We start from the raw sequence: 23,518 nt of genomic DNA on the forward strand, positions 1-23,518 counted from the left end.
CTTATGAAAAGCGGTCAAACAAGACAAGATATTGATCACAAAGAACTGTTATTTGCTTTTCAACAAGGTGCTATTCAGTTGATCAATGAGAAACAAGCGTTAAATCAAATTAATGTTTTTCCTGTATCGGATGGGGACACAGGTAGTAATTTAGCCTCACTAATGCAAACGATATTAGAAGAAACGAAAGAAGAATCATCTTCTGTCATTGAAGTGTTTGAAAAGGTTGCAGATGCTTCTTTAATCGGAGCCAGAGGAAACTCAGGAATTATTTTTGCCCAGTACTTTAATGGAATCTATAATAATTTATTAGGTTTAGAAGAAACAAATTCTGCTGAGAGTTTTATAAAAAGTGTAAACTCAGCTATTACTGAAGCATATCAAGCTATAGAGCATCCTGTTGAAGGGACGATAATCACTGTTATTCGTTCATGGGCAGAAGCTTTAAATGCAAATGAGAAAATAGTTAGCTTAGAAAAAGCTTTGCCTGATGCATTGAATCAAGCAAAGCAGGCATTAGAGAATACAACGAACCAATTAAAAATTTTGAAAAAAAACCAAGTAGTTGATGCAGGAGCGAAAGGATTTTACTTATTTATTGAAGGATTTACAAAAGCTTTCGTCAATAAACAGTCAGCTAAAAATATGCCGAAGGATTCAGCTGATACTGTAAAAATTGAAATTTCAGAGTCTTTACATACCATAAATTCGAAACCTATTTATAGGTACTGTACGGAAATTTTATTAGATCAAGTGACACAATCAAAAAAAGAAATTCAAGAAACATTGAGTAATTATGGAGATTCATTGATTGTTGCTGTGAATAGAGGAAAAGCTAGAATCCATATTCATTCAAATGAGCCAAATAAAGTGCTGAGTTACTTAAGCACAATTGGTCAGCCAATTCAGCAAAAAGCCGATGATATGTTATTGCAGTATCAAGTAAACAAACAAAGAAAAGCGCCAATTGCTTTAGTGACTGACTCAATTGCTGATTTACCGAATGACTATCTGTTAAATAATCAAATTCATGTATTACCAATGAATATATTGATTGGTAATACCAATTACATTGACAAAATAACGATTCAAACGAATCAATTTTTTCAAATACAAGAAAATCAAAATGAGCGGGCAACGAGTTCTCAACCGACGTTAAAAACCGTAGAGAATCTTTTTTCCTTTTTAGAAACGAAATATGAAGCAATATTAGTTATTACAGTATCTAGTAAATTAAGCGGCACGTTTTCTACCGTAAAGGAAGCTGTTAAGCGGATGGAATCTACAATGACTAGAATTGAAGTCATTGATTCTAGACAAAATTCAGCGGCACAAGGTTTACTAGTAATGAACGCAAATGAATGGATTCAATCAGGTATAACTTTCGATGAACTCGTCAAACGTACAAAGCATAAACGAGATCAAATAGAAATACTAGTCAGTGTAGATGATCTAGATCCGATGATTGCTTCAGGGAGGATTCCAAAATTTGCTGGAACAATAGCAAAGAAGATTAATTTAAAACCTATTGTTCGTTTAAGTAAAGAGGGCGAAGGGAGTTTAAGTGATTTTGCTTTTAGTCGTGAAGGAAATGAAAAGAAAATTTTTAAACACTTAAAAAAAATGCATAAGAAAAACAGAATAAAACGCTACGCAGTGATTCACACAAACTCAGAAGCTAAAGCATGTTTATGGGGAGCTAAACTAACTGAGTTATTAGGTTTTCAACCAAGTTATACTATGGATATCTCAACTGTAGTTGCAATGAGCGCAGGTCAAGGAAGCGTTGCTGTAGCATTTGAAGTAGAAAAAGGAGATGAAACGTTATGACAATCAGTATCATTATTTGTGTGATTTTTGTGTACTTTACTGCATTATATTTTTTGGCGCAATATCTTCATAATAATTCAATCGTTGATTTAGCTTGGGGAATTGGTTTTGTAATTGTTGCGATAACAGGTTATCTAGTTATGCCAGAAAAAACAATTATTAGTACAATTGTCTTAACTTTAGTTGCGATTTGGGGAATTCGGTTATTTTTACACTTAGCGAAAAGAAATATCGGAAAACCAGAAGATTATCGTTACGTAAATATGAGAAAACGCTGGGGAACACATTGGGCGAAAGTAAAAGCATATTTAAATGTGTTTGTTTTGCAAGGTGTCCTTTTGTTGATTGTTTCAATGCCTATCCTGTTTGTCATGACAAGTTCGGTTAATGATTTTTATTGGTGGAATGGTTTAGGGATCGTTATTTGGTTGATTGGTTTTGGGTTTGAAACGATTGGTGATTATGAACTGACAAGATTTAAAAAAGATAGTAGTAATCACGGGAAACTGTTAACTACTGGATTGTGGTCAGTCACAAGACATCCTAATTATTTTGGAGAAGCCGTTAGTTGGTGGGGGATTTTTCTCATCAGTTTGAATGAGATGCGCAATATATGGGGGATTATCGGACCAATTACGATTACCTTATTACTTTTATTTGTATCAGGTGTTCCGCTACTTGAAAAGAAATATAAAGATCGGCCAGATTTTATTGCCTATGCAAATAAAACAGCCAAATTTTTTCCAATTATCGGTAAAAAAGGGTTGTAAGAAGGAGGAACTAAGATGGCAAGAGGTGAATCTATGATGTTAAAATGGTTTGTAACTGTCATTTATATTATCATGTTAGGTACAAACGCAGCGGCTGTTTTATTGCCATTGAATGGTATGACTACACAAGAGGTTTCAGATAGCTATCCTAATTTATTTGCCCCTGCCGGCATAACTTTTGTAATTTGGTCAGTGATCTATTTACTATTGGCAGGATTTGTTGTTTATCAATGGGGGAAACCTGTTAGCCCGTCTATTTTAGCAGATCAGCAGATGAGTAAAAAATTACGAATTTTGTTTATTGTTACTTCTATACTAAACAGCTTATGGTTATTTTCGTGGCAATATCTACAAATTGATTTGTCTGTAGTTATTATGCTAGTTTTACTAATTACATTGATTTATATAAATCAGCTTTTAGCAAAAGATTCATTAAGTAAAAAGGAGTATATTTTCATAAGACTACCGTTTAGTGTTTATTTTGGGTGGATTACGATTGCTACAATTGCAAATATAACAGCATTTTTAGTTGATAAAAACATTACTTTCCTTCAAGATAATCAAGTATTATGGACAGTTATTATTTTGATTATTGGTCTACTGATTATTTGCGGAACAATTATTTATAATCAAGATGTTGCTTATGGTTTAGTGACATTGTGGGCATATTATGGTATTTTGATAAAACATCAAGCAATAGATGGCTGGAATCAAAAATACCCAACGATTATTACAACAGTCGTTATTTGTTTAGTTATCCTATCATGTGTCTGCTTATATGAATGTTTCTTCCATTTAAAAAATAAAAAGAAAGTCATCTAGTCTATTTTTCTTTGTATCCTTCTGTTAGAATAATAAAGAAATCAATTATAGGTGGCTAAGTAATGGATAAAGAAACGAAAAATACCAGAACTAAAATTATACAAGTCGCAACGAGATTGTTCATGGATAATGGGTATCAAAGCACATCTACAAGACAAATTGCTGAACTAGCAGCAGTGACACAGCCTAATTTATACCATCACTTTAAAAATAAGGAAGAAGTTTATGTTGGTGTTATCGAAAATTTGTTAAGTGATGTAAATGAAGAATTATTAAAGATCGTTAAAAATCAGGAGCTTGATACCATTAGCAAGTTACAACATTTTGCGGAGTGCTTAAAGACAAAACATCCTTTTGATTTTGACTTAATGATGCATGATTTTAAGACGAAATTAAAGGAGGAAACGCAATTCAAGTTATTCATGCTTTGGAATCAGTCATACAAAGCCCCGTTATTACAGCTTTTTGAAGAAAGTGATTTTTCACTACGTTCCGATCTATCGACTGAAATGACAACGACGCATTTCCTTAATACACTTTCACCATATATTAAAACGCAACAAAACAGCTCAATGCTTACCGTTACTCAGGTTGTTGATCTTTTTGTTTATGGAATTGCAGCGAATAAAAAATAAAATAAGAGCCAATCGCAGTTATGATCTGCGTTGGCTCTTGTTTTAATCCATTAATTTCTATTTTGTTTTCCAGCATTGCGTCCTTGGTTAGAAACTTTTTTTGGTGTCGTTATTTTTTCCTCATTTGGTGTTACATCTTTGCGAGGCGTAATCACTTGTTTCGGTGGGTTTTGTTTTAATTCTTCTGCAACTTGTGCTTTGATTCTTGGTTTTAATAAGATATTGGTAATGAATGTTTGGATACAAGTAAAAATACCACCAACGACCCAATATAAGGTTACTCCAGCAGGAGAACTAATTGACATGAAAACAATCATCAAAGGAGATACGATTAACATTGACTTCATTGTTTTCTTTTGCTCTTCAGGAATGCCAATTGTAGAAATGTATCCTTGAATTAAATATGCAACTCCAGCTAAAACAACAAATACAATGCTTGGTTTTCCAAGGTTGACCCCTAAGAAGCTAGCATCAGCAATTCCTTTAGTATAACGAGCAGCAAAGAACAACGCTGAGAAAATTGGCATTTGGATGAGTAAAGGTAAACAACCGATACCGCCCATCATGCTCATATTATTTTCTTTGTAAACTTGTTGCAATTCAGCTTGCGCTTGCATTTGTTCTTCACGAGAAGTTGCTTCTTTTAGTTTAGCTTGTGCAGCATCAATTTGAGGTTTGATGGCTTGCATTTTTTCCGTTTGGACCATGCTTTTTTTCGATTGACTTAATCCTAAAGGCATAATAATGATACGGACGATAACTGTGATAAAAATGATTGCCCAACCATAGTTCCAATCGAAATTATCAACTAGATATGTAATGGCGCTACTCATTGGTTTAACTAAAAAATTGTAAATGATTCCTTCACCAGTTGGCTGACCGTCTGATCCTGTCTTCACACATCCAGATAAAAATAGTACTAAAGTGAATAGCCCAGAACCTAATAGCCACTTATTTAATTTTCTCATTGTATTCTTTCCTTTTCTAAAAAATTTGCACAAGATTAACTATACTTGAAAAAGCGTTTTTTTTCAATGAAAAATCAGAAGAATCCGCCTCAAGACTGAGTAAGATACTTCTTGTCTAAATCAATTTGTAACTTTGAAACTAGTATATTCTTCCATCATGGGATCCTCTTGGATGTCTACATAGGTGACACGTCCGGCAGGGGTAGGAGAATCTTTAATTTTTTGAATAAATTTTTTTATTCCTTCATCATCACCAATAGATTCGATGGAAACCGAACCATCTTCTTCATTACGGACGGTACCATTAACACCTAATTCATCAGCCACCATCTTAGTCATATAGCGAAAACCGACTCCTTGAACTCTTCCCTGTACATTCATACGTACTTTTCTCATAGTTCTACACCTCGCTTTTAGTTAAATTAATGATAGCTATTTTTTGATTATCTGGCAAGTAAAGTAGTGATTGTTTGATTGAAAAAAAACGTGGTATAATATCTCAGTGAGGTGTAAAAATGAAAGAAATTTTATCAACGAAAAATGCAATGATCAAAGAATTTAAAAAATTACATAAAAAGAAAAATAGGGAAGAGCAACAACAATATATAATTGAAGGATTCCATTTGATTGAAGAAGCAGTTAAAGCTAATGAGAAAATTAATTGGATTCTCTTTAATCAACGAGGAAAGTCAGCGTGGTCAACTTGGCTTGATAAACAACCAGAAGAGGTATTAATTGCCGTTTCTGATGAGGTTTTAGCCTCGCTTTCTGAGTTGCCAGCACCACAAGGGATAATTGCAATAGTCGAGATGCCAAATTATAAGGATGATATTGCACTATCTGGCGGTTGGCTGCTTTTAGATAATGTTCAAGACCCAGGAAATGTAGGAACGATGATCCGAACAGCAGATGCTGCAGGTTTATCGGGTGTTGTTTTAGGTGAAGGAAGTTCAGATATTTACAGTACTAAAGTTCTTCGGTCTATGCAGGGGAGTAATTATCATTTACCTGTTTTACGTAAACCGTTAGCTGAAATTATTGATGGATTCAAAAAAGCGAAGATTCCAGTGTACGGAACAGAATTAAATCCAGATGCTGTTTCATACCAGGAAATAAGTAAAGTCAATGATTACGCTTTAATCATGGGGAACGAAGGAAAAGGTGTTTCCAAGGAGCTTTTAGAAAAGACTAATCAAAATATCTACATTCCTATTAAAGGTGCGGCTGAATCCTTAAATGTAGCCATCGCAGCTGGTATTTTAATGTATCATCTAACTAAGTAGAATATTATTGAAATAGAATTTTTTGTTTTATCATATTTGGTCGGAAATAGTAGGATTTTTAATGGTGATGAAGAACTTTTGTAAGGATTAAATTGATTTTTTTCTTTGAAGTTGTACGAAGAAGATTTGGCGCGGAGTTAATAATTAAATTGCTTTCCATTTTCTGTTTATTCATATTTTCGTAAGTTTGAGATTTGACTCGAAGAGTTATAACTCAAGCTTTTTTTGTTAGTTTCGAAAAAGCGACCACCGTTCGTTATGTGGATACTCAATTTTTGAAATAATGAAGGCAGCAGCGATTATACAATGATGAACGTAAAAGGGATCAAAATAGGAGTTTTATTGTATATTTTTTTAGACTACAATTGTAGCTGTTTATATAATAAAGGAAGAAAGTGAATGTATATGGAAAAAAGATACAAGATAGGTATCCTTGCTTTAATACTTATTATGCTAACTTTGCCTATTTTTTACAATTACTTAACTAAAAATCGTGATATTTATTCAATAAAAGCAGAAGGTCCATCTACCAAAGTAGATAAAAAGAAAAATTTATTAGATCCTTCAAAATGGCAGGTGAGATACTCTTATCGCGGAATAGATTCGAATGGTGTATTAACATCAGAAGATCCTCTCAATAATATACTAGACCTGGATACGTATTTAACTAAATTACCTGTGAAAATTAATTCATGGGGGACAGGTCAAGTGACTACTACGAATGGATTATATTTTTATGTTGATGTAATCGATGGCAAAGATCAGAATAATTTCCACATGGATATGAGAATAGGGGCGAGACAAAAAGTATCATTAAATTCTGGAAGATATTATCAGTATAGATTTAGAGTCTTTTTAAGTCATAATGATAGAATTTATACTTATAGTAATCAAGTAGGTTTTTTTGATAAATGGGGAGTTTGTAAAAGTGATACTTGGAGCACAATCAAATCCAGCAATTTATTATCCAGAAAATGAAGCAGAGCAAAGACAATTTTTACTGGATAAAAGTCAGTTATTAGCATGGGATATTATTAGCGGGACAGATGCAAAAGAGCAGGTAACGATCGATAAGCAAACATTGGAAAGAAAACCAGGTGTCTATAAAACAACATTTATGATTGGAAAATTAAAAAAAGAAATCACAATAACGTTGACATCAGGTAGTTTATCTTTCGAAGAAATTCCAAAGGAAATCTCATTTGGAACAGCCAAAATTCAGTCGAAAAAACAAATGATTAGGCCGACAAGTAATGTAAAAATATCAGTATTAGATACACGATTCATTTCAAATAACTGGCGTTTGACGACTCAATTAAAACAACCGTTAAAAACAAGCGATGGGTACACGATTGGACATGGGCTCGTTTTTCAACAAAAAAAAGAAGATAATGAGTTGATTGAACAGCCTATCACAGAACAATCAAGTACAGAAGTTTTTTTGAATACAAAAACTAATTTAGGAATAACGACGGTGTCTTTCGAAGAAGGCAATGATATTATTTTATCTATGTCACCAGAAGAAGTATATACTGCTAAAATGTATTCTACTGAATTTGTTTGGACCTTGGAGAACACTCCATAAATAAATGTATAGGAATGAATAGCGAGAAAAAAGCAACTCTTAAGTTTTCTTTCAAAAGAAAGCTAAAGGAGCTAAACGCTTTTTTCTCGTTTTTTTATTGGTTATTTTAAATTAAATCAAATATATCAACAGAAATATTCATTCTCCAAATAATCTAGTAGTTAGGTGCTGTTATTAAATTGTTAGAATGAGGATATTGCAGAAGAATTTACAATAAAATTAGATTAAGAAGAAACTGTCGCAGAATATCTGATATCTAAAAAATCAGAGAACTATACTTTTAGGATTTTAAAAACTCACGGATTACACCTGAAGCTTCTTCTTAGAGTTCTTTGATAATAGTTTTATCTGATGAAAATCAGACTTTGATGTCAGTCATTCAAACCTTATTGAATGCTCTAGTGGAGTAGCCACCTCAATAACTGCTGATGAATCTGGTAAATGCTCAGAAGGTGTAATTGTTACAATAGTCAATGATGTAATAGCCTACACTGATTAAGAAAAACTACAAATTGCCAATGACTATGGCTTAAATATGCCTGGGAAAGTAAGAGGACTCTTATATGTTACTGATAGAGATAAAACCATTTATTGAAGTTCATTATCAGAATGGTGATGTTATGACGCGTTCAGATATACTATAAGAAAAAAAATGGTACTGGAAAATTAATAGAGAAGAATAGCGTGGGAGTGTTCAGTTGTATATGGAGTACTTCTATTTTTTCTGAATTTACAAAAAGAAGATGTTATTTTAATCTTAAAATATGATGTTTACTCTTGTTTTAATGTAATGTATAATTAACATTCGAATAGGTGGGGGTATAATTGGGAAAAAAGAAAATGATTGTTATTTCTTTAATAGTTACAGTATTTATTTTAGGAGTTGGAGGGAAAATTTATATGGATAAACAAGACAAAATTAGGGAAGAAAGAAATATGGCAATAAAGAATGTACAGAAAGAAGCGTCAAAGTATATTATAGAAAACTACACTGGAATAAAGAAAATTGAGTGGCGTGGTTGGAGCGTGTCAAAAGGGCCAAAGACTATTAATACATCCATGACAATTAATGATTATCCAGTAGATAAAGGTAAGGGGTTATTTTCTTATAGTGCTGGTAATGAAAAATATATTGAAAAGTATACAGATTTAAATTTTAAAGTTTCTCCTGAATTAGAAGCTGATGACACAAAAGATGTAATGCAAAAAAAATTGAGAAATCAAGGGGTGAAAAAGTCAAAAAAAGGGAGTTTAAATGCTGAAGTTGTCTATAATTGGGAGGAACACCAATGACGTTAACTGAAGAAGATTTAGCTTGGTTAAATCAATATGTTTACAATGTAGATGATGACAAGCATGTAAATACTGAGCTTGATACCCCGGTATGGAAAGTACCATTGGAGATTTAGGAAATTCCATAAAAGGAAAATTTGGTAAACAAGTGAAAGAAACGCTGAGACAACAAACGGACAAACTGAAATCATTTTAGAGTGTTCAGTTGCCATTCACTAACTCTTGAAATCCGCTCTATAAATTACAGTAGTAAGTACAAAGTAGTTTAGCAATGTTAGCTGGTTGTCACAGCTAATTACTTATGAAGCAGTCTGGTAAGTTAATCATCTGGAGGGGCTGTTTTTCTGTATGTAAATGGGGAGTGAAGGAATGCAGTTATATTAACTGATGAAAAGTTAAAAACAATTGATCTATAGTATAATTGTAACTAGAACAGGTAATAGGTGGAAAATCTGTTGAAATTATTAAAGTTCTGTTGTATAATAACAAAGGTGTTATTTTCAGAGTATCTGGAAACTACATCAAATCCACATTTTCAGTATATTTCTTGTGAGGTGCTGTAGGAATACAGTCCACAAGGAAGCTTAAAGCTGGGAAGAGGGAACAAATAAAAACCAAATTGGAGGAAACAAAAAATGGCAGTAATTTCTATGAAACAATTACTAGAAGCCGGCGTACACTTTGGACACCAAACTCGTCGCTGGAACCCAAAAATGAAGAAATATATCTTCACAGAAAGAAATGGTATCTACATCATTGACTTGCAAAAAACAGTTAAATTGGTAGATGCAGCTTACGATTACATGAAAAATGTTGCTGAAGATGGCGGCGTTGCATTATTCGTAGGAACTAAAAAACAAGCACAAGAAGCGATCAAAGACGAAGCAATTCGTTCAGGTCAATACTTCGTAAACCACCGTTGGTTAGGTGGAACATTAACTAACTGGGATACAATCCAAAAACGTATCAAACGTTTGAAAGATATCAATAAAATGGAAGAAGACGGAACTTTTGAGTTACTTCCTAAAAAAGAAGTTGTTGGTTTAAACAAACAACGTGAACGTCTTGAAAAATTCTTAGGCGGTATCGCTGATATGCCTAGAATTCCAGATGTAATGTACATTGTTGACCCTCGTAAAGAGCGTATTGCTGTTCAAGAAGCACAAAAATTGAACATCCCAATCGTTGCGATGGTTGATACAAACTGTGATCCAGATGAAATCGATGTAGTAATTCCATCAAATGATGATGCAATTCGTGCGGTTAAATTGATTACAGCTAAAATGGCTGATGCTTTCATCGAAGGAAATCAAGGTGAAGATCAAGCTGTTGAAGAAATTTTCGTTGAAGAAGCGCCTGAAGCTGCTACTTCAATCGAAGAAATCGTTGATGTTGTTGAAGGCAGCAACGAATCAGCAGAATAATTTAAAATGACGGAGCTGTCTCGAAGGCTAGGCGAAAAAAAGCCTGATTCTCCTTTGAGATAGCTTTTTTAAAACGAATTTTAAAATTATCTAGCTACACGGGTTAGTTCTTCAGAAAAAAGATAAAATATAAATGAGGCAAAAAGCACCTCAATTATATTTTCCTATTTTTCTGTCAGAGCTGGAGGAGCCCGCTACGCTTTTAAAACTATCTAGCTTCGTAGGCTAGCCTTTTGGGAAAAAAGATAAAACCTGATTGCGGCAAAAAGTGCCACCTTCACGTTTTCCTATTTTTCTATCAAGGCTAAATGAGCCTACTACGCTTTTAAAACTTAGGAGGAACAAAAAATGGCAGATATTTCAGCAAAATTAGTTAAAGAACTACGCGACATGACTGGTGTCGGTATGATGGATGCAAAAAGAGCGTTAGTAGAAGTAGAAGGAAACATCGAAGCTGCAGTTGATCACCTACGTGAAAAAGGAATGGCCAAAGCTGCTAAGAAAAATGATCGTGTGGCAGCTGAAGGACTAGCAAACGTTGCTTCAAATGGTAACTTTGCAGCAATCGTTGAAGTTAACTCTGAGACTGATTTCGTTTCTAAAAACGAAATGTTCCAAGAATTAGTTAAAAAAATTGCAACTGAAATTGCTACAAACAAACCAGCAACTATGGAAGAAGCTTTAGCTCTTAAAACAGATAAAGGAACTTTAGAAACTGAATTAATCGAAGCGACAACTGTTATCGGTGAAAAAATCAGTTTCCGTCGTTTTGAATTAGTAGAAAAAGCCGACAATGCAGCATTTGGTGCTTACTTACACATGGGTGGACGTATTGCAGTTTTATCTGTATTAGAAGGTACTACAGACGAAGAAGTTGCTAAAGATGTTGCGATGCATGTTGCAGCGATTAACCCTCGCTATGTGAATGAATCACAAATTCCTCAAGAAGAATTAGAACATGAAAAAGCAATTCTTTCAGAACAAGCTTTAAACGAAGGCAAACCAGCTAATATCGTTGATAAAATGGTTGTTGGACGCTTAAACAAATTTAAAGCTGAAATTTCTTTAGTAGATCAACCATTTGTTAAAGATCCAGATATGACAGTTGAAAAATATGTTGCTTCTAAAGGCGCAACAGTTAAATCATTCATCCGTTTTGAAGTTGGCGAAGGAATCCAAAAACGTGAAGACAATTTTGCAGATGAAGTTATGAGTCAAATTAAAAAATAAATCTGTTACTTATGTAGCAGTTGGGAACGCATTGAGATGCGCTCCCTTTTTTTAGGCAAAACAAAAGAAATAAACTGGCAGAATACCTAGAGTATGTTAAAATGTTCTTAGACAAACGGTGGAGGGAAATAAAAAATGGTAAAACCTAAATATCAACGTGTTGTATTAAAGTTAAGTGGAGAAGCTTTGGCCGGAGAAGACGGGTTTGGAATTAAACCTCCAACAATTAAAGAGATTGTAAAAGAAATTAAAGAAGTACATGAATTAGGAATCGAAATGGCAATCGTTGTTGGTGGTGGAAATATCTGGCGTGGACAAATTGGTGCTCAAATGGGCATGGAACGTGCTCAAGCTGATTATATGGGCATGTTGGCTACTGTAATGAATGCTTTGGCATTACAAGATACATTAGAAAACTTAGGAGTTCCAACACGGGTTCAGACTTCTATCGAGATGCGTCAAATCGCAGAACCATATATCCGACGTCGCGCGGAACGTCATTTAGAAAAAGGACGCATTGTCATCTTTGCAGGAGGAACAGGAAATCCATACTTCTCAACTGATACAACAGCTGCATTACGTGCAGCTGAAATCGATGCAGATGTGATTTTAATGGCTAAAAACAACGTTGACGGCGTATATTCTGCAGATCCTAAACTAGATGCAAATGCAGTCAAATTTGAAGAATTAACACACTTAGACGTGATTTCAAAAGGATTACAAGTAATGGATTCAACAGCAAGCTCACTAAGTATGGATAATGATATTCCGTTAGTGGTTTTCAATTTGAATGAAACTGGTAATATTCGCCGTGCTTGTCTGGGTGAAAATATTGGAACAACCGTAAGGGGGAAATAAATAAATGAGTGGAAATGTATTAGCAACCGCAAAAGAAAAAATGAGTAAAGCAGAACAAAGTTTACAACGTGAACTTGGTCAAATTCGTGCAGGTCGTGCTAACGCAAGTCTGTTAGACCGTATTCAAGTTGATTACTATGGTGCAATGACTCCTGTGAATCAACTGGCTGGAATTAATATTCCAGAAGCTCGAGTATTGATGATTACGCCTTTTGACAAGAACTCACTTGAAGATATTGAAAAAGCAATTCAAGCAAGCGATATCGGAATCAGCCCAACAAATGATGGGACTGTAATCCGTTTAGTGATACCGCAATTGACAGAAGAACGTCGTAAAGAATTAGCGAAAGACGTAAAAAAATCAGCTGAAAATGCTAAAATTGCTGTTCGTAACATTCGTCGTGATGCTATGGATGACTTGAAAAAACAGCAAAAAAATAACGAAATCACAGAAGATGAGTTACGTAACTTAGAAAAAGAAGCTCAGAAATTGACTGATGATAGTGTGAAAAATATTGATGCAATCACAGCAGAAAAAGAAAAAGAGCTTTTAGAAGTTTAATCAGAGTAGTTATAAAAAAATCCTGTCCAAGTAATTTGGATGGGATTTTTTTATTATATTGAAAAAAATTGTTATTTAAAATGATTATAATTTTTAATTTAAAAATGATTTTTTATTAAATGTATCTATATTAGATAAGTGTATTAAAAATTAGCTTGTTAAACATCAAGTGTTATGGAATAATAATATTAGCTATAATTTTTTGAGGGGGAGATGAAAAAGTGAATTTTATCAAACGTGCACTATGCAGTGTAACTAGAAAAAAAGGGAAGTCGCTGATTTTATTTGCAGTGATTTTTGTATTGGGAAATGTCATAGCAGGATCAATTGCGATTCAGCAATCTACTCAGAACGTTGAAAAAAGTATCAAAAAACAATTAGGTGGTATGGCAACAATTGAATTAGATTATGAAAATAATCAAGAAGAAATAATGAAAGAAGACAGCAATATTGAGCAGCTTAGTACGGATTTAATAAAAAAAATTGGCGAATCACCTTACGTGAAATATTACGATTATAATGCAAGTAGTTGGGTTGATACGAAGAATTTAAAAAGCGTTAAATCTGAAGCAGAAGAAGGAATTGGAATGGAAGGATTCTCTCTAAAAGGCTCAAATTATCCTAAAATATTAGATGTTGAAGAAAGTAAAATTAAATTAGTAGAGGGTAAAGTCTTCACTCAAGAAGACATGGACAATGGGAAAAATGTTGGGCTGATTTCTTCAAAAGTGGCAGAAGAAAATGGGTTGTCTGTTGGAGACCAAATGGTTATGGACATACGAGGGAATGACTTTAATGAAGATGGTAGCAAGAAAGAACTATTCAAGATAGATGTTCCTATCCAAATTATCGGAATCTTTGAACCAACAACAGTTGAAATGAAAGACAAAGAGAGTAAAAAAACAGCAGAAGAAAATATGAACCAACAATTTATTTCATTACAACAAATAAACACCGTTTATCTACCAAATAAAACAGTTCTAGAAATTACTAAAGATCATTTGGAGCAGAGCAGAAAAGCAGCCTCGAAAGATTCTTTAGAGCAAGAGTCAGAAGATAATGGTGGTGAATATTATACACCTATATATGTTTTAAAAAGTCCAGATGATGTAGAAGCATTTAGACAAGAAACGAAACCTCTTATACCGAATCTATATGTAGTAAAAGCTTCAACAGATCAATATGAAAAAATTGGTGGAAGTATGAAAAAAATGTCTCAAATCTCAGGCTATGTAGTATTAATTGCAGTTATAGCTACACTTCTAATTATTTCTCTGGTCGTTTTATTATTTATGCGTGATCGTAAACATGAATTAGGTATCTATTTATCTCTAGGCGATAAACGTAGCCATATTATGGGACAAATTATTATTGAAATGTTGATTATCAGCGGTATTGCTTTGATCATTTCTTTGATTACGGGGAACTTCTTAGGAAAGATGGTTTCAGAGTCTTTATTGAATAGTGATATGTTAAGTAGTTCAAGTGATTCGATGAATACATTTGGATTTGGTGTATTAGATTCTATGGAGATTACAACAGATGATATTAAGAATGCTTATGAAGTGAAGTTTTCATTAGGCTATATCATGACTTATCTAGTTGTAGGGCTAGGCACAGTATTGTTGTCAGCGATTTTACCATTACTATATATTGTTCGTTTGAATCCCAAAAAAATCATGATGTAGGAGGTTAGAAGAATGGCTATTTTAGAAACAAAAAATCTTAGTTATTTTTATCAAGATGGCGATCAACGTCGTTTTATTTTAAAAGATACAACTGTTTCTTTTGAACAAGGTAAGTTTTATACAATTCTAGGACAATCTGGTTCTGGAAAGACAACATTTCTTTCGTTAATCAGTGCATTGGACACCCCTAAAGAAGGCCAAATTTTGTTGAATGGAAAAGATATTAAGACAATTGGCTATGAAAAGTATCGACGAGACGAAATCAGCATTATTTTTCAGAGCTACAATTTAGTTCCTTATTTAACAGCTTTAGAAAATGTCTTAGTCGCAATGTCAATTACAGATAATGAATTACCTTCTAATCAAAAAGAAGTAGCATACAATCTTTTAGATTATATTGGCATCACAAGCGAAAAAGCCGATCGTCTCGTGAATCAGCTTTCTGGTGGTGAGCAACAGCGTGTAGCTATTGCTCGTGCGCTAGCCACGAATGTAGATGTCATCCTTGCAGATGAGCCGACTGGAAATCTAGATGAAGGAATGGAACAAGAGATTGTCGATATTTTTCAAAATCTTGCCAAAGTTCATAATAAATGTGTGATTGTGGTGACTCATTCGAACGATATCGCAGAACAATCGGATGAAACCTATTACCTGAAAAAAGGTGTGTTAAAAAAGTATGAGTGATTTTCTATCAAATTTTAGCGGAGATAACTACGAGAAAACCCGCCAGCAAAAGAATGAGCAAAAAGAAAAGCAGAGTCAAGCAAAAGAAAAAAAGAAAACCAGATCTGGAACTTTTTCAATAAATAAGGACAATAAAAATATTAAAAATGAGGAAAAAAAGCCAGAAGCATCCTTTGCTTCTCAAAATAGTCAAGTCAACAACCAAGAGCCTTTATTAATGAACAAAGAAAAATCTGAGTTCATTAGTGAACCAGAGAATCAAGAAGAGCTGATTTACACAAAAAAACGATCGAAAAAGAAAAAGTATGTACAAAAAAAAGAACCTGTCAAAACAGCTAAAACAGTAGAAATACCAATGAATCAACAAAAAAATCCAGAAGAGATGTTTGAAACTGACACTACCTATAAAAAGAAGCGAATCAGAAAACTTGTTTTAATTGGTTTAGGAAGCTTAGCAGCAGTGTTTTTACTATGCTTTGGTTACTATCAAATGACACATGTTAAAGTACCGGATTTTGAAGGTAAAGAATTATCAGAGGTTCGCCAATGGTCGTCTGAAAATGGTGTGAAATTGCAAATAGAACAGAAATATGATTTTGATAAAGAGGCAAATATAATCATCCATCAAGAAGTAAAAAACAAAAAAATTAAAAAAAATAATGAATTACTTGTGGATGCTAGTTTAGGTCCAGATCCAGAAGAACTTGTTGCATTACCAGATTTTAAACCAATGAAGCTCAATGAGGCGAAAAGTTGGATCAACGAACAAAAGGCTGATAATATAGCGATTATTGAAGAATATAGCGACAAAGTAGCCGCTGGAGACTATTTAAAATTTGAAATAACAAATAAAGATGTCAAATCTGAAAACTACAAACGTAAAGATAAAGCTAAGGTCTATTTTTCAAAAGGAAAAGAAGTATTTGAAAAAGATATTTCAATGCTTGATTTTGTCGGCAAGTCTAAAGAAGAAGTAACCGAATGGGCTAAGAAAAATGAAATTACATTAAAAGCGGATGAAGCAGATTCTGATAAAGTTGAAAATGGTAAAGTTATATCGCAAAGTGTTGCAAAAGACATGAAAGTTGCCAAAAAAGAATCTATGACAATTACGGTTTCAACTGGGGTAGCTTCAATAGTACCAGATTTTTCACAATTTACAGTAGAAGAAGCAGAATCTAAAGCGAATGGTCTACAAGTGCAAGTTAAGCAAGTATTTAATGACTCTGTTCCCTATGGTCGCTTTATTAGTCAATCTGTAGAGACAGGAAAAAAATATACTGAAAAAGATCAAAAACCTATAATTCAAGTTGTTTATTCATTTGGTAAACCCTATATTAAAGATTTGAAGGATAGTACACTAGAAGGTGATCTCCAAAAGATTTTTTATGATGAATATCAATCAAAAGGGGCAAATATCACTTATCAAGTTTATTATGTTGATTCAACGGTAACCAAAGGAACCGTTGTAAAAATGAGCAAATATAATGAGTTTGTACCAATTGACTATGTTGTTCAAATTGGAATAAGCAAAGGGAATTTGAAGCCCGAAGATAATAAAGCTTCTGAAAAAACAGAATATGTAGATAACTAATATAAATTTTAGATGAGGATGTAGCAAAACTGTTTTTTGTTTTGTCTCATCCTCACTTTTTTGTTTACCTCCAACAATTGAGAGGAGGAGAATAAGCAAAAGTGATTGATTTAGTTTGAAACACGTACAATCAGCCATTTAATTATTAAGTAATATCGAAAAATTTTTCATTTGCATAGGTTTTTCTGAAAGATATTGTTATAATGGTTTAGATAGATTTTGGATTGGAGGGAAAAATATGTTACGTTTTTTTCCACAAAAAAATAAATACGTACAAAAAGAGAGTACTTTCATTTTCAATAGTGAAGGACCGATCCCTAAACATGTAGCAGTAATTATGGATGGGAATGGACGGTGGGCACAAAATCGCCGCTTGCCAAGAATTGCTGGTCATAAAGAAGGCATGAATACAGTAAAAAAAATCACTAAACATGCAAACAAATTAGGAGTAAAAGTCCTGACCCTATATGCCTTTTCTACTGAAAATTGGAAGCGCCCAAATGATGAAGTGAGCTTTTTGATGCAGTTGCCGGTTGATTTTTTCGATACCTTTGTACCGGAATTAATCAAAGAAAATGTAAAAGTACATGTTATGGGCTATAAAGAATTTTTACCAACTCATACACAAGATGCAGTAGAACGTGCAATAGAACAAACAAAAAATAATACTGGTATGGTTTTGAATTTTGCTTTAAACTATGGATCAAGAGCTGAAATCATTACAGCTGTGAAGGAAATTGCTGAAAAAACTGCAGATAAGCAACTTTTACCAGAAGATATCACGGAAGAGACAATTGCGGATCATTTAATGACAAGCTTTTTATCTGAAGAGTTAAGAGATCCTGAATTATTGATTCGTACAAGCGGTGAAGAGAGAATAAGTAACTTTTTACTTTGGCAGATTGCATACAGCGAATTATTTTTTACAGATGCATTGTGGCCTGATTTTAATGACGAGCTATTAGAAAGTGCTTTAGCATCATTTCAAAATAGAAATCGTCGTTTTGGTGGTTTAAAAGAAACTGAGGAGGAAGATAAATGAGACAGCGTGTTATTACAGCAGCCGTAGCATTAGTTGTTTTTATACCGATTATTTGGTATGGAGGTTTTGTCATCGAATTAGCCGCAGCGTTACTTGCTGTTGTAGGTGTTTATGAACTATTTCGAATGAAGGGCTTAGAAATAGCTAGTTTTGAAGGGGTACTTTCAGCTTTAGGGGCAGTATTTTTAGTATTGCCAAAAGAACGTTGGTTTTTCTTTTTACCAGAAAAAGCGGATAATTTTATTTTATTTTATCTGACAGTAATGATTCTTTTAGGTGGATTAGTTGCTTCAAAGAATATGTATACGATCTCTCAAGCAGGATTTCCGGTTATCACAAGTTTATATGTCGGTGTTGGTTTCCAAAATTTTGTAAGTGCAAGACATACCGGATTTGTTGTTTTACTTTATGCATTATTTGTTGTATGGTCAACAGATATCGGCGCTTATTTTATAGGAAAACGCTTTGGAAAAAGAAAACTCTGGCCAGAAGTTTCACCCAATAAAACAATTGAAGGTTCATTAGGAGGCGTTCTTTGTGCAGTAGTTGTATCACTGTTATTCTTGACGTTAACACCTAATAAAGAATTGTTTGCTTATAATTTACCAATTATGTTGATTATAACTGTAGTCTTTTCAATGGTAGGACAATTTGGTGACTTAGTTGAGTCCTCTATTAAACGCCATTATGATGTAAAAGACTCTGGAAATATATTACCTGGACATGGTGGTATATTAGATCGTTTTGACAGCTTACTTTTTGTTTTTCCAATTATGCATTTATTCGGACTATTTTAATTTCTAAACAAGAAGGGAAGGTGAAAAACTCTGAATGTTCAGGGTTTTTCTTTTTAATATGAAAAAAATCGCATTATTAGGAGCAACAGGTTCGATAGGTACAAGTACAGTGGATGTAGTTACTTCTTATCCTGAGTTATTTCAAATCGTTTCGTTAACATTTCATTCCAGTGTTGAAGAAGGTGCAGCATTAATCAAGAAATTAAACCCTCAATATGTGGGAGTTGGTTCAAAAGAAATAGAAGCAGAGTTATCTCAGCGCTTTCCAAATACTGCTTTTGGTGTAGGAGAGTTAGGTCTGATAAAAGCGGCAACCCTTGATGATGTGGATGTTGTTTTGACTGCTGTTACAGGAAGTGTTGGTTTGAATCCAACGATGGCTGCGATTGAAGCTGGTAAGGATATCGCTTTAGCCAATAAGGAAACGCTGGTAATGGCAGGGCAGTGGGTAATGGAAGCGGCGTTAAAAAAGAATGTCACTATCTTACCTGTAGATAGTGAGCACTCAGCCATATTTCAATGTTTAGAAGGTCAAAAGAAAGAGAATTTGAAAGAATTAGTAATTACGGCTTCTGGCGGAAGTTTTAGAGATTTAAGTCGTGAAGAGCTGAAATCTGTGACTCTAGAGCAAGCTTTGAAACATCCAAACTGGTCAATGGGTAAAAAAATCACCATAGATTCTTCAACAATGATGAACAAAGGGTTAGAAGTTATAGAAGCCCATTGGTTATTTGGTACAGATTATGATAAAATAAAAGTTGTTTTACATAAAGAAAGTATTGTTCATTCAATGATTGTCTTAAACGATGGCGCTTATTTAGCTCAATTGGGAGCAAGTGATATGCGGGAACCGATCCAATACGCGTTAACACACCCAACTCGTTTACCCATTAAAAATGAAAAAACATTTGATTTAACTCAAATTGCTCAATTAAATTTTGAAGAGATGGATTTTGACCGCTTTCCAATGTTGGCACTCGCTTTTACTGTTGGAAAAAAAGGTGGGGCATATCCAACGGTTTATAATGCGGCCAACGAAATTGCAGCGACAGCATTCATTAATGAACAAATCTCCTATCTGCAAATCGAGCAATTTGTTCAAAGAGCAGTGGAGAACTACACTGAAACTACTGAAGTCACTTTAGCACAAGTGATTGAAATCGATAAAAAAACAAGAACTATCGTAGAAAGATGGATTAAGGAAGAAGGTCGTTTATGAAAACTATCATTACATTTATTATTGTCTTTGGGATTCTTGTCTTAGTACATGAATTTGGACATTTTTTCTTCGCAAAACGTTCGGGTATTTTAGTACGTGAATTTGCGATAGGTATGGGACCAAAGATATTTGCTCATCAAGGGAAAGACGGTACAACCTATACCATTCGTATTTTACCGATTGGCGGCTATGTTCGCATGGCTGGTATGGGAGAAGATGAAACAGAGCTGGCCCCAGGAATGACTCTTTCTGTTGAATTAAATGAACAAGAAGAAGTCGTGAAAATCAATACGAGTAAGAAAGTTCAATTGACTAATAGTATTCCAATGGAAATGTTGGAAGCTGACTTAGAAAAAGACTTATTTATAAAAGGTTATGTTAATGGGAACGAGTTAGAAGAAATCACTTATAAAGTGAACCATGATGCAACAATCATTGAACAAGACGGCACTGAAGTTAGGATTGCACCGATTGATGTGCAATTTCAATCAGCGAAACTTTGGCAGCGTATGTTGACAAATTTCGCAGGTCCGATGAATAACTTTATTCTAGCGTTTGTATTATTTACTGTATATGTCTTCATGCAAGGCGGAGTTACATATACTAATACGAACTTAATCGGCGGGGTGCAAGCAGATAGCCCAGCTGAAAAAGCTAGTTTAAAAGCGGATGATAAAATCGTATCAATCGATGGACAGTCAGTTGCTAATTGGGAAGATTTTACAAAAATCATTCAAGAAAGCCCCGACAAAGAATTAAATCTAATGGTTGAATCACAAGGGAAAACTAGAGAAGTTGATATCACTCCCAAAAGTCAAAAATCAGGTAAAAAAGAAATTGGTGTAATTGGAATTTTACCACCGAAGAAAACAGGCTTTTCGGATAAATTAATTGGCGGTGTTCAAACAACATTAGATAGTTCTATGCAAATTTTCAAAGCACTTAAATCACTAGTTACTGGATTTAGTTTAGATAAATTGGGTGGTCCAGTAATGATGTTCCAAATGTCTTCAGAAGCATCTAAAGCAGGCTTAAACACAGTGATTTGGTTAATGGCTATGTTGTCAGTCAACCTGGGAATTATTAATTTATTACCGATTCCAGCTTTAGATGGTGGTAAACTTGTATTAAATATTTTCGAAGGAGTTAGAGGGAAACCTTTAAGTCAAGAAAAAGAAGGAATACTGACACTCATTGGTTTTGGGTTTATCATGTTATTGATGGTGTTGGTAACTTGGAATGATATTCAACGTTTTTTCTTTTAATTAAATAATCAGATTTTATGACGAATCACTTGAGGAGATTCAACATATTCGTTTAAACAAAGGAGAGTTCTAATGAAACAATCAAAAATGCTAATCCCTACTTTACGTGAGGTACCTAATGACGCTGAAGTCTTAAGTCACCAAATGTTACTGAGAGCAGGTTATATTCGTCAAGTCTCAGCTGGAATATACTCATATTTACCATTGGCTAATCGGGTGATTGAGAAATTGAAAAACATCATGCGTGAAGAATTCGAGAAAATTGACGCGGTTGAAATGCTGATGCCAACATTACTTCCAGCCGAACTATGGAAAGAATCCGGTCGTTATGAAACATATGGACCGAACCTTTATCGCTTAAAAGATCGTAATGAGCGTGATTACATTCTTGGTCCAACACACGAAGAGACCTTTACAGAATTGATTCGTGATGAGATAAATTCATATAAACGTTTACCGTTGAATTTGTATCAAATTCAAACAAAATACCGTGATGAAAAACGTCCACGTTTTGGTTTGTTAAGAGGACGGGAATTCATTATGAAAGATGGCTATTCATTCCATGCTGATGAAGAAAGTCTTGACCAATCATATCGTGATTATGAAAAAGCATACTCAGCTATATTTGAACGTTGCGGCTTGAACTTTCGTGCAATCATTGGCGATGGTGGTGCAATGGGCGGAAAAGACTCTAAAGAATTTATGGCGATTTCTGATATTGGTGAAGATACAATTTGTTTCTCAACAGAAGGCGATTATGCAGCTAACTTAGAAATGGCAACAAGTTTATATACACCAAAAAAATCACATGAAACGCAATTAGATATAGAAAAAATTGCAACACCAGATGTTACATCTATTGAACAAGTTTCTGCATTCTTCAACGTGGAACCACAACGTATCATTAAATCAGTATTATTTATGGCTGATGAAGAACCTGTATTAGTTTTGATACGTGGAGACCATGAAGTAAATGACGTGAAGTTGAAAAACTTCTTAGGCGTGAATTTCTTAGATGAAGCAACCGATGAAGATGCACGTAAATATTTAGGTGCTGATTTTGGTTCTGTTGGTCCAGTTGAATTATCTGAAGAAGTAAAATTATATGCGGATCTTCATGTCCAAGATTTAGCTAATGCAATTGCAGGTGCTAATGAAACTGGTTTCCACCTAAGTAACGTTAATCCAGGACGTGATTTTACACCTATCAGTTATGAAGATTTACGTTTTGTTCAAGAGGGTGACCCTTCTCCTGATGGAAATGGTGTTTTAGAATTTACTAAAGGAATTGAAATTGGTCATATCTTTAAACTTGGTACTCGTTATAGTGAATCTATGGGTGCTACAGTTTTAGACGAAAATGGTAGAGAAAAACATGTAATCATGGGATGTTACGGTATTGGAGTCAGCCGTTTACTTTCAGCGATTGTTGAACAAAATACTGACGAGAATGGTATTAATTGGCCAGCTGGTATTTCTCCATTTGATTTACATGTTGTTCAAATGAACGTAAAAGACGAGTATCAGACAAAATTAGCTCAAGAAGTTGAAGAGATGATGTCAGCTTCTGGCTACGAAGTCTTAGTCGATGAACGTAATGAACGCGCAGGTGTGAAATTTGCTGATGCTGATTTGATTGGTTGTCCAATCCGTATCACTGTTGGTAAAAAAGCAGTTGATGGGGTTGTAGAAGTTAAAATCAAAAGAACAGGTGAAATGGTTGAAGTTCGTAAAGAAGAACTTGAAAGCACGTTGTCTATTTTACTTAATGCAGATAAAGAATAGTATTAAAAATGTTTGCGAAATCTTTCCATAATTAGATTTCGCAAACATTTTCTTTTAGTTTTCATATTGGTAAAAGTAAAGTAAATAAAGAAAACGTATTTTGATTTACGTTGTATTTCAGTAAAAAAAATAGTATACTTAAATATGGCGAGGCACTTGGCAGGAATGTCTAAGGGCCTCT

Annotated in this window: 22 protein-coding genes; 20 read left to right on the forward strand and 2 right to left on the reverse strand. The window is 34.0% G+C overall.

The annotated features are described in order from the left end of the window. The first annotated feature begins 3 nt into the window (after nucleotides 1–3). The 4 genes from AC4BB2_RS06155 to AC4BB2_RS06170 all read left to right on the forward strand — a co-directional run bounded on the left by AC4BB2_RS06155 (nucleotide 4) and on the right by AC4BB2_RS06170 (nucleotide 4,057). Nucleotides 4–1,830, forward strand: a complete 1,827-nt coding sequence (locus AC4BB2_RS06155; RefSeq protein WP_490474549.1) for a DegV family protein — start codon at nucleotides 4–6, stop codon at nucleotides 1,828–1,830. Next, complete coding sequence (locus AC4BB2_RS06160; protein ID WP_490474550.1) at nucleotides 1,827–2,600, forward strand: DUF1295 domain-containing protein; 774 nt, start codon at nucleotides 1,827–1,829, stop codon at nucleotides 2,598–2,600. Before AC4BB2_RS06155 ends, AC4BB2_RS06160 begins: the two co-directional genes overlap by 4 nt. Before the next feature lie 15 nt (nucleotides 2,601–2,615). Next, entirely contained in the window at nucleotides 2,616–3,422 is an 807-nt protein-coding gene (locus AC4BB2_RS06165) for a TspO/MBR family protein (RefSeq protein WP_490474551.1), read from the forward strand. Nucleotides 3,423–3,484: 62 nt separating this feature from the next. After that, the gene (locus AC4BB2_RS06170; protein WP_490474552.1) at nucleotides 3,485–4,057 is read left to right on the forward strand and encodes a TetR/AcrR family transcriptional regulator; all 573 of its coding nucleotides are present in this window, start codon (nucleotides 3,485–3,487) and stop codon (nucleotides 4,055–4,057) included. Between the two features lie 50 nt (nucleotides 4,058–4,107). Here the strand turns inward: AC4BB2_RS06170 and yidC are convergent, their stop codons facing one another. Beyond that, nucleotides 4,108–5,025, reverse strand: a complete 918-nt coding sequence (gene yidC, locus AC4BB2_RS06175) for a membrane protein insertase YidC (protein WP_490474553.1) — start codon at nucleotides 5,023–5,025, stop codon at nucleotides 4,108–4,110. Between the two features lie 120 nt (nucleotides 5,026–5,145). Continuing rightward, nucleotides 5,146–5,421 (reverse strand): acylphosphatase, encoded by a 276-nt coding sequence (locus tag AC4BB2_RS06180; protein WP_490474554.1) that lies wholly within the window; start codon nucleotides 5,419–5,421, stop codon nucleotides 5,146–5,148. Between the two features lie 119 nt (nucleotides 5,422–5,540). On the opposite strand from AC4BB2_RS06180, the gene AC4BB2_RS06185 reads away from it, so the two are divergent. The 16 genes from AC4BB2_RS06185 to AC4BB2_RS06260 all read left to right on the forward strand — a co-directional run bounded on the left by AC4BB2_RS06185 (nucleotide 5,541) and on the right by AC4BB2_RS06260 (nucleotide 23,337). Next, nucleotides 5,541–6,308, forward strand: a complete 768-nt coding sequence (locus tag AC4BB2_RS06185; protein WP_490474555.1) for a TrmH family RNA methyltransferase — start codon at nucleotides 5,541–5,543, stop codon at nucleotides 6,306–6,308. Nucleotides 6,309–6,707: 399 nt separating this feature from the next. Next, complete coding sequence (locus tag AC4BB2_RS06190; protein WP_490474556.1) at nucleotides 6,708–7,286, forward strand: hypothetical protein; 579 nt, start codon at nucleotides 6,708–6,710, stop codon at nucleotides 7,284–7,286. Beyond that, nucleotides 7,237–7,893, forward strand: coding sequence for a WxL domain-containing protein (locus tag AC4BB2_RS06195; RefSeq protein WP_490474557.1), 657 nt, complete (start codon nucleotides 7,237–7,239; stop codon nucleotides 7,891–7,893). The genes AC4BB2_RS06190 and AC4BB2_RS06195 overlap by 50 nt, the downstream gene beginning before the upstream one ends. Nucleotides 7,894–8,718: 825 nt before the next feature. Next, complete coding sequence (locus AC4BB2_RS06200) at nucleotides 8,719–9,186, forward strand: hypothetical protein (protein WP_490474558.1); 468 nt, start codon at nucleotides 8,719–8,721, stop codon at nucleotides 9,184–9,186. Nucleotides 9,187–9,821: 635 nt separating this feature from the next. Next, nucleotides 9,822–10,610 (forward strand): 30S ribosomal protein S2, encoded by a 789-nt coding sequence (gene rpsB / locus AC4BB2_RS06205; protein WP_490474559.1) that lies wholly within the window; start codon nucleotides 9,822–9,824, stop codon nucleotides 10,608–10,610. Between the two features lie 348 nt (nucleotides 10,611–10,958). Then, nucleotides 10,959–11,840 (forward strand): translation elongation factor Ts, encoded by an 882-nt coding sequence (gene tsf, locus AC4BB2_RS06210; protein WP_490474560.1) that lies wholly within the window; start codon nucleotides 10,959–10,961, stop codon nucleotides 11,838–11,840. Between the two features lie 135 nt (nucleotides 11,841–11,975). Next, complete coding sequence (gene pyrH, locus AC4BB2_RS06215; protein ID WP_069633475.1) at nucleotides 11,976–12,698, forward strand: UMP kinase; 723 nt, start codon at nucleotides 11,976–11,978, stop codon at nucleotides 12,696–12,698. A 4-nt stretch (nucleotides 12,699–12,702) separates the two neighbouring features. Then, nucleotides 12,703–13,260 (forward strand): ribosome recycling factor, encoded by a 558-nt coding sequence (frr, locus tag AC4BB2_RS06220; protein WP_490474561.1) that lies wholly within the window; start codon nucleotides 12,703–12,705, stop codon nucleotides 13,258–13,260. A 221-nt stretch (nucleotides 13,261–13,481) separates the two neighbouring features. Beyond that, the gene (locus tag AC4BB2_RS06225) at nucleotides 13,482–14,948 is read left to right on the forward strand and encodes an ABC transporter permease (RefSeq protein ID WP_490474562.1); all 1,467 of its coding nucleotides are present in this window, start codon (nucleotides 13,482–13,484) and stop codon (nucleotides 14,946–14,948) included. Nucleotides 14,949–14,960: 12 nt separating this feature from the next. Beyond that, entirely contained in the window at nucleotides 14,961–15,635 is a 675-nt protein-coding gene (locus AC4BB2_RS06230) for an ABC transporter ATP-binding protein (protein WP_490474563.1), read from the forward strand. Further along, nucleotides 15,628–17,229, forward strand: coding sequence for a PASTA domain-containing protein (locus AC4BB2_RS06235; protein WP_490474564.1), 1,602 nt, complete (start codon nucleotides 15,628–15,630; stop codon nucleotides 17,227–17,229). The genes AC4BB2_RS06230 and AC4BB2_RS06235 overlap by 8 nt, the downstream gene beginning before the upstream one ends. A gap of 238 nt (nucleotides 17,230–17,467) precedes the next feature. Continuing rightward, the gene (gene uppS, locus AC4BB2_RS06240; RefSeq protein ID WP_490474565.1) at nucleotides 17,468–18,271 is read left to right on the forward strand and encodes an undecaprenyl pyrophosphate synthase; all 804 of its coding nucleotides are present in this window, start codon (nucleotides 17,468–17,470) and stop codon (nucleotides 18,269–18,271) included. Continuing rightward, nucleotides 18,268–19,068, forward strand: coding sequence for a phosphatidate cytidylyltransferase (locus AC4BB2_RS06245; RefSeq protein WP_490474566.1), 801 nt, complete (start codon nucleotides 18,268–18,270; stop codon nucleotides 19,066–19,068). The genes uppS and AC4BB2_RS06245 overlap by 4 nt, the downstream gene beginning before the upstream one ends. Nucleotides 19,069–19,126: 58 nt before the next feature. Further along, nucleotides 19,127–20,287 (forward strand): 1-deoxy-D-xylulose-5-phosphate reductoisomerase, encoded by a 1,161-nt coding sequence (locus AC4BB2_RS06250; protein ID WP_490474567.1) that lies wholly within the window; start codon nucleotides 19,127–19,129, stop codon nucleotides 20,285–20,287. Then, nucleotides 20,284–21,552 (forward strand): RIP metalloprotease RseP, encoded by a 1,269-nt coding sequence (gene rseP / locus AC4BB2_RS06255; protein ID WP_490474568.1) that lies wholly within the window; start codon nucleotides 20,284–20,286, stop codon nucleotides 21,550–21,552. The genes AC4BB2_RS06250 and rseP overlap by 4 nt, the downstream gene beginning before the upstream one ends. 72 nt (nucleotides 21,553–21,624) lie before the next feature. Next, nucleotides 21,625–23,337, forward strand: coding sequence for a proline--tRNA ligase (locus tag AC4BB2_RS06260; RefSeq protein WP_490474569.1), 1,713 nt, complete (start codon nucleotides 21,625–21,627; stop codon nucleotides 23,335–23,337). Nucleotides 23,338–23,518: the final 181 nt, after the last annotated feature.

It is taken from the genome of Enterococcus sp. AAFC-DPL-5146, from assembly GCF_058216635.1.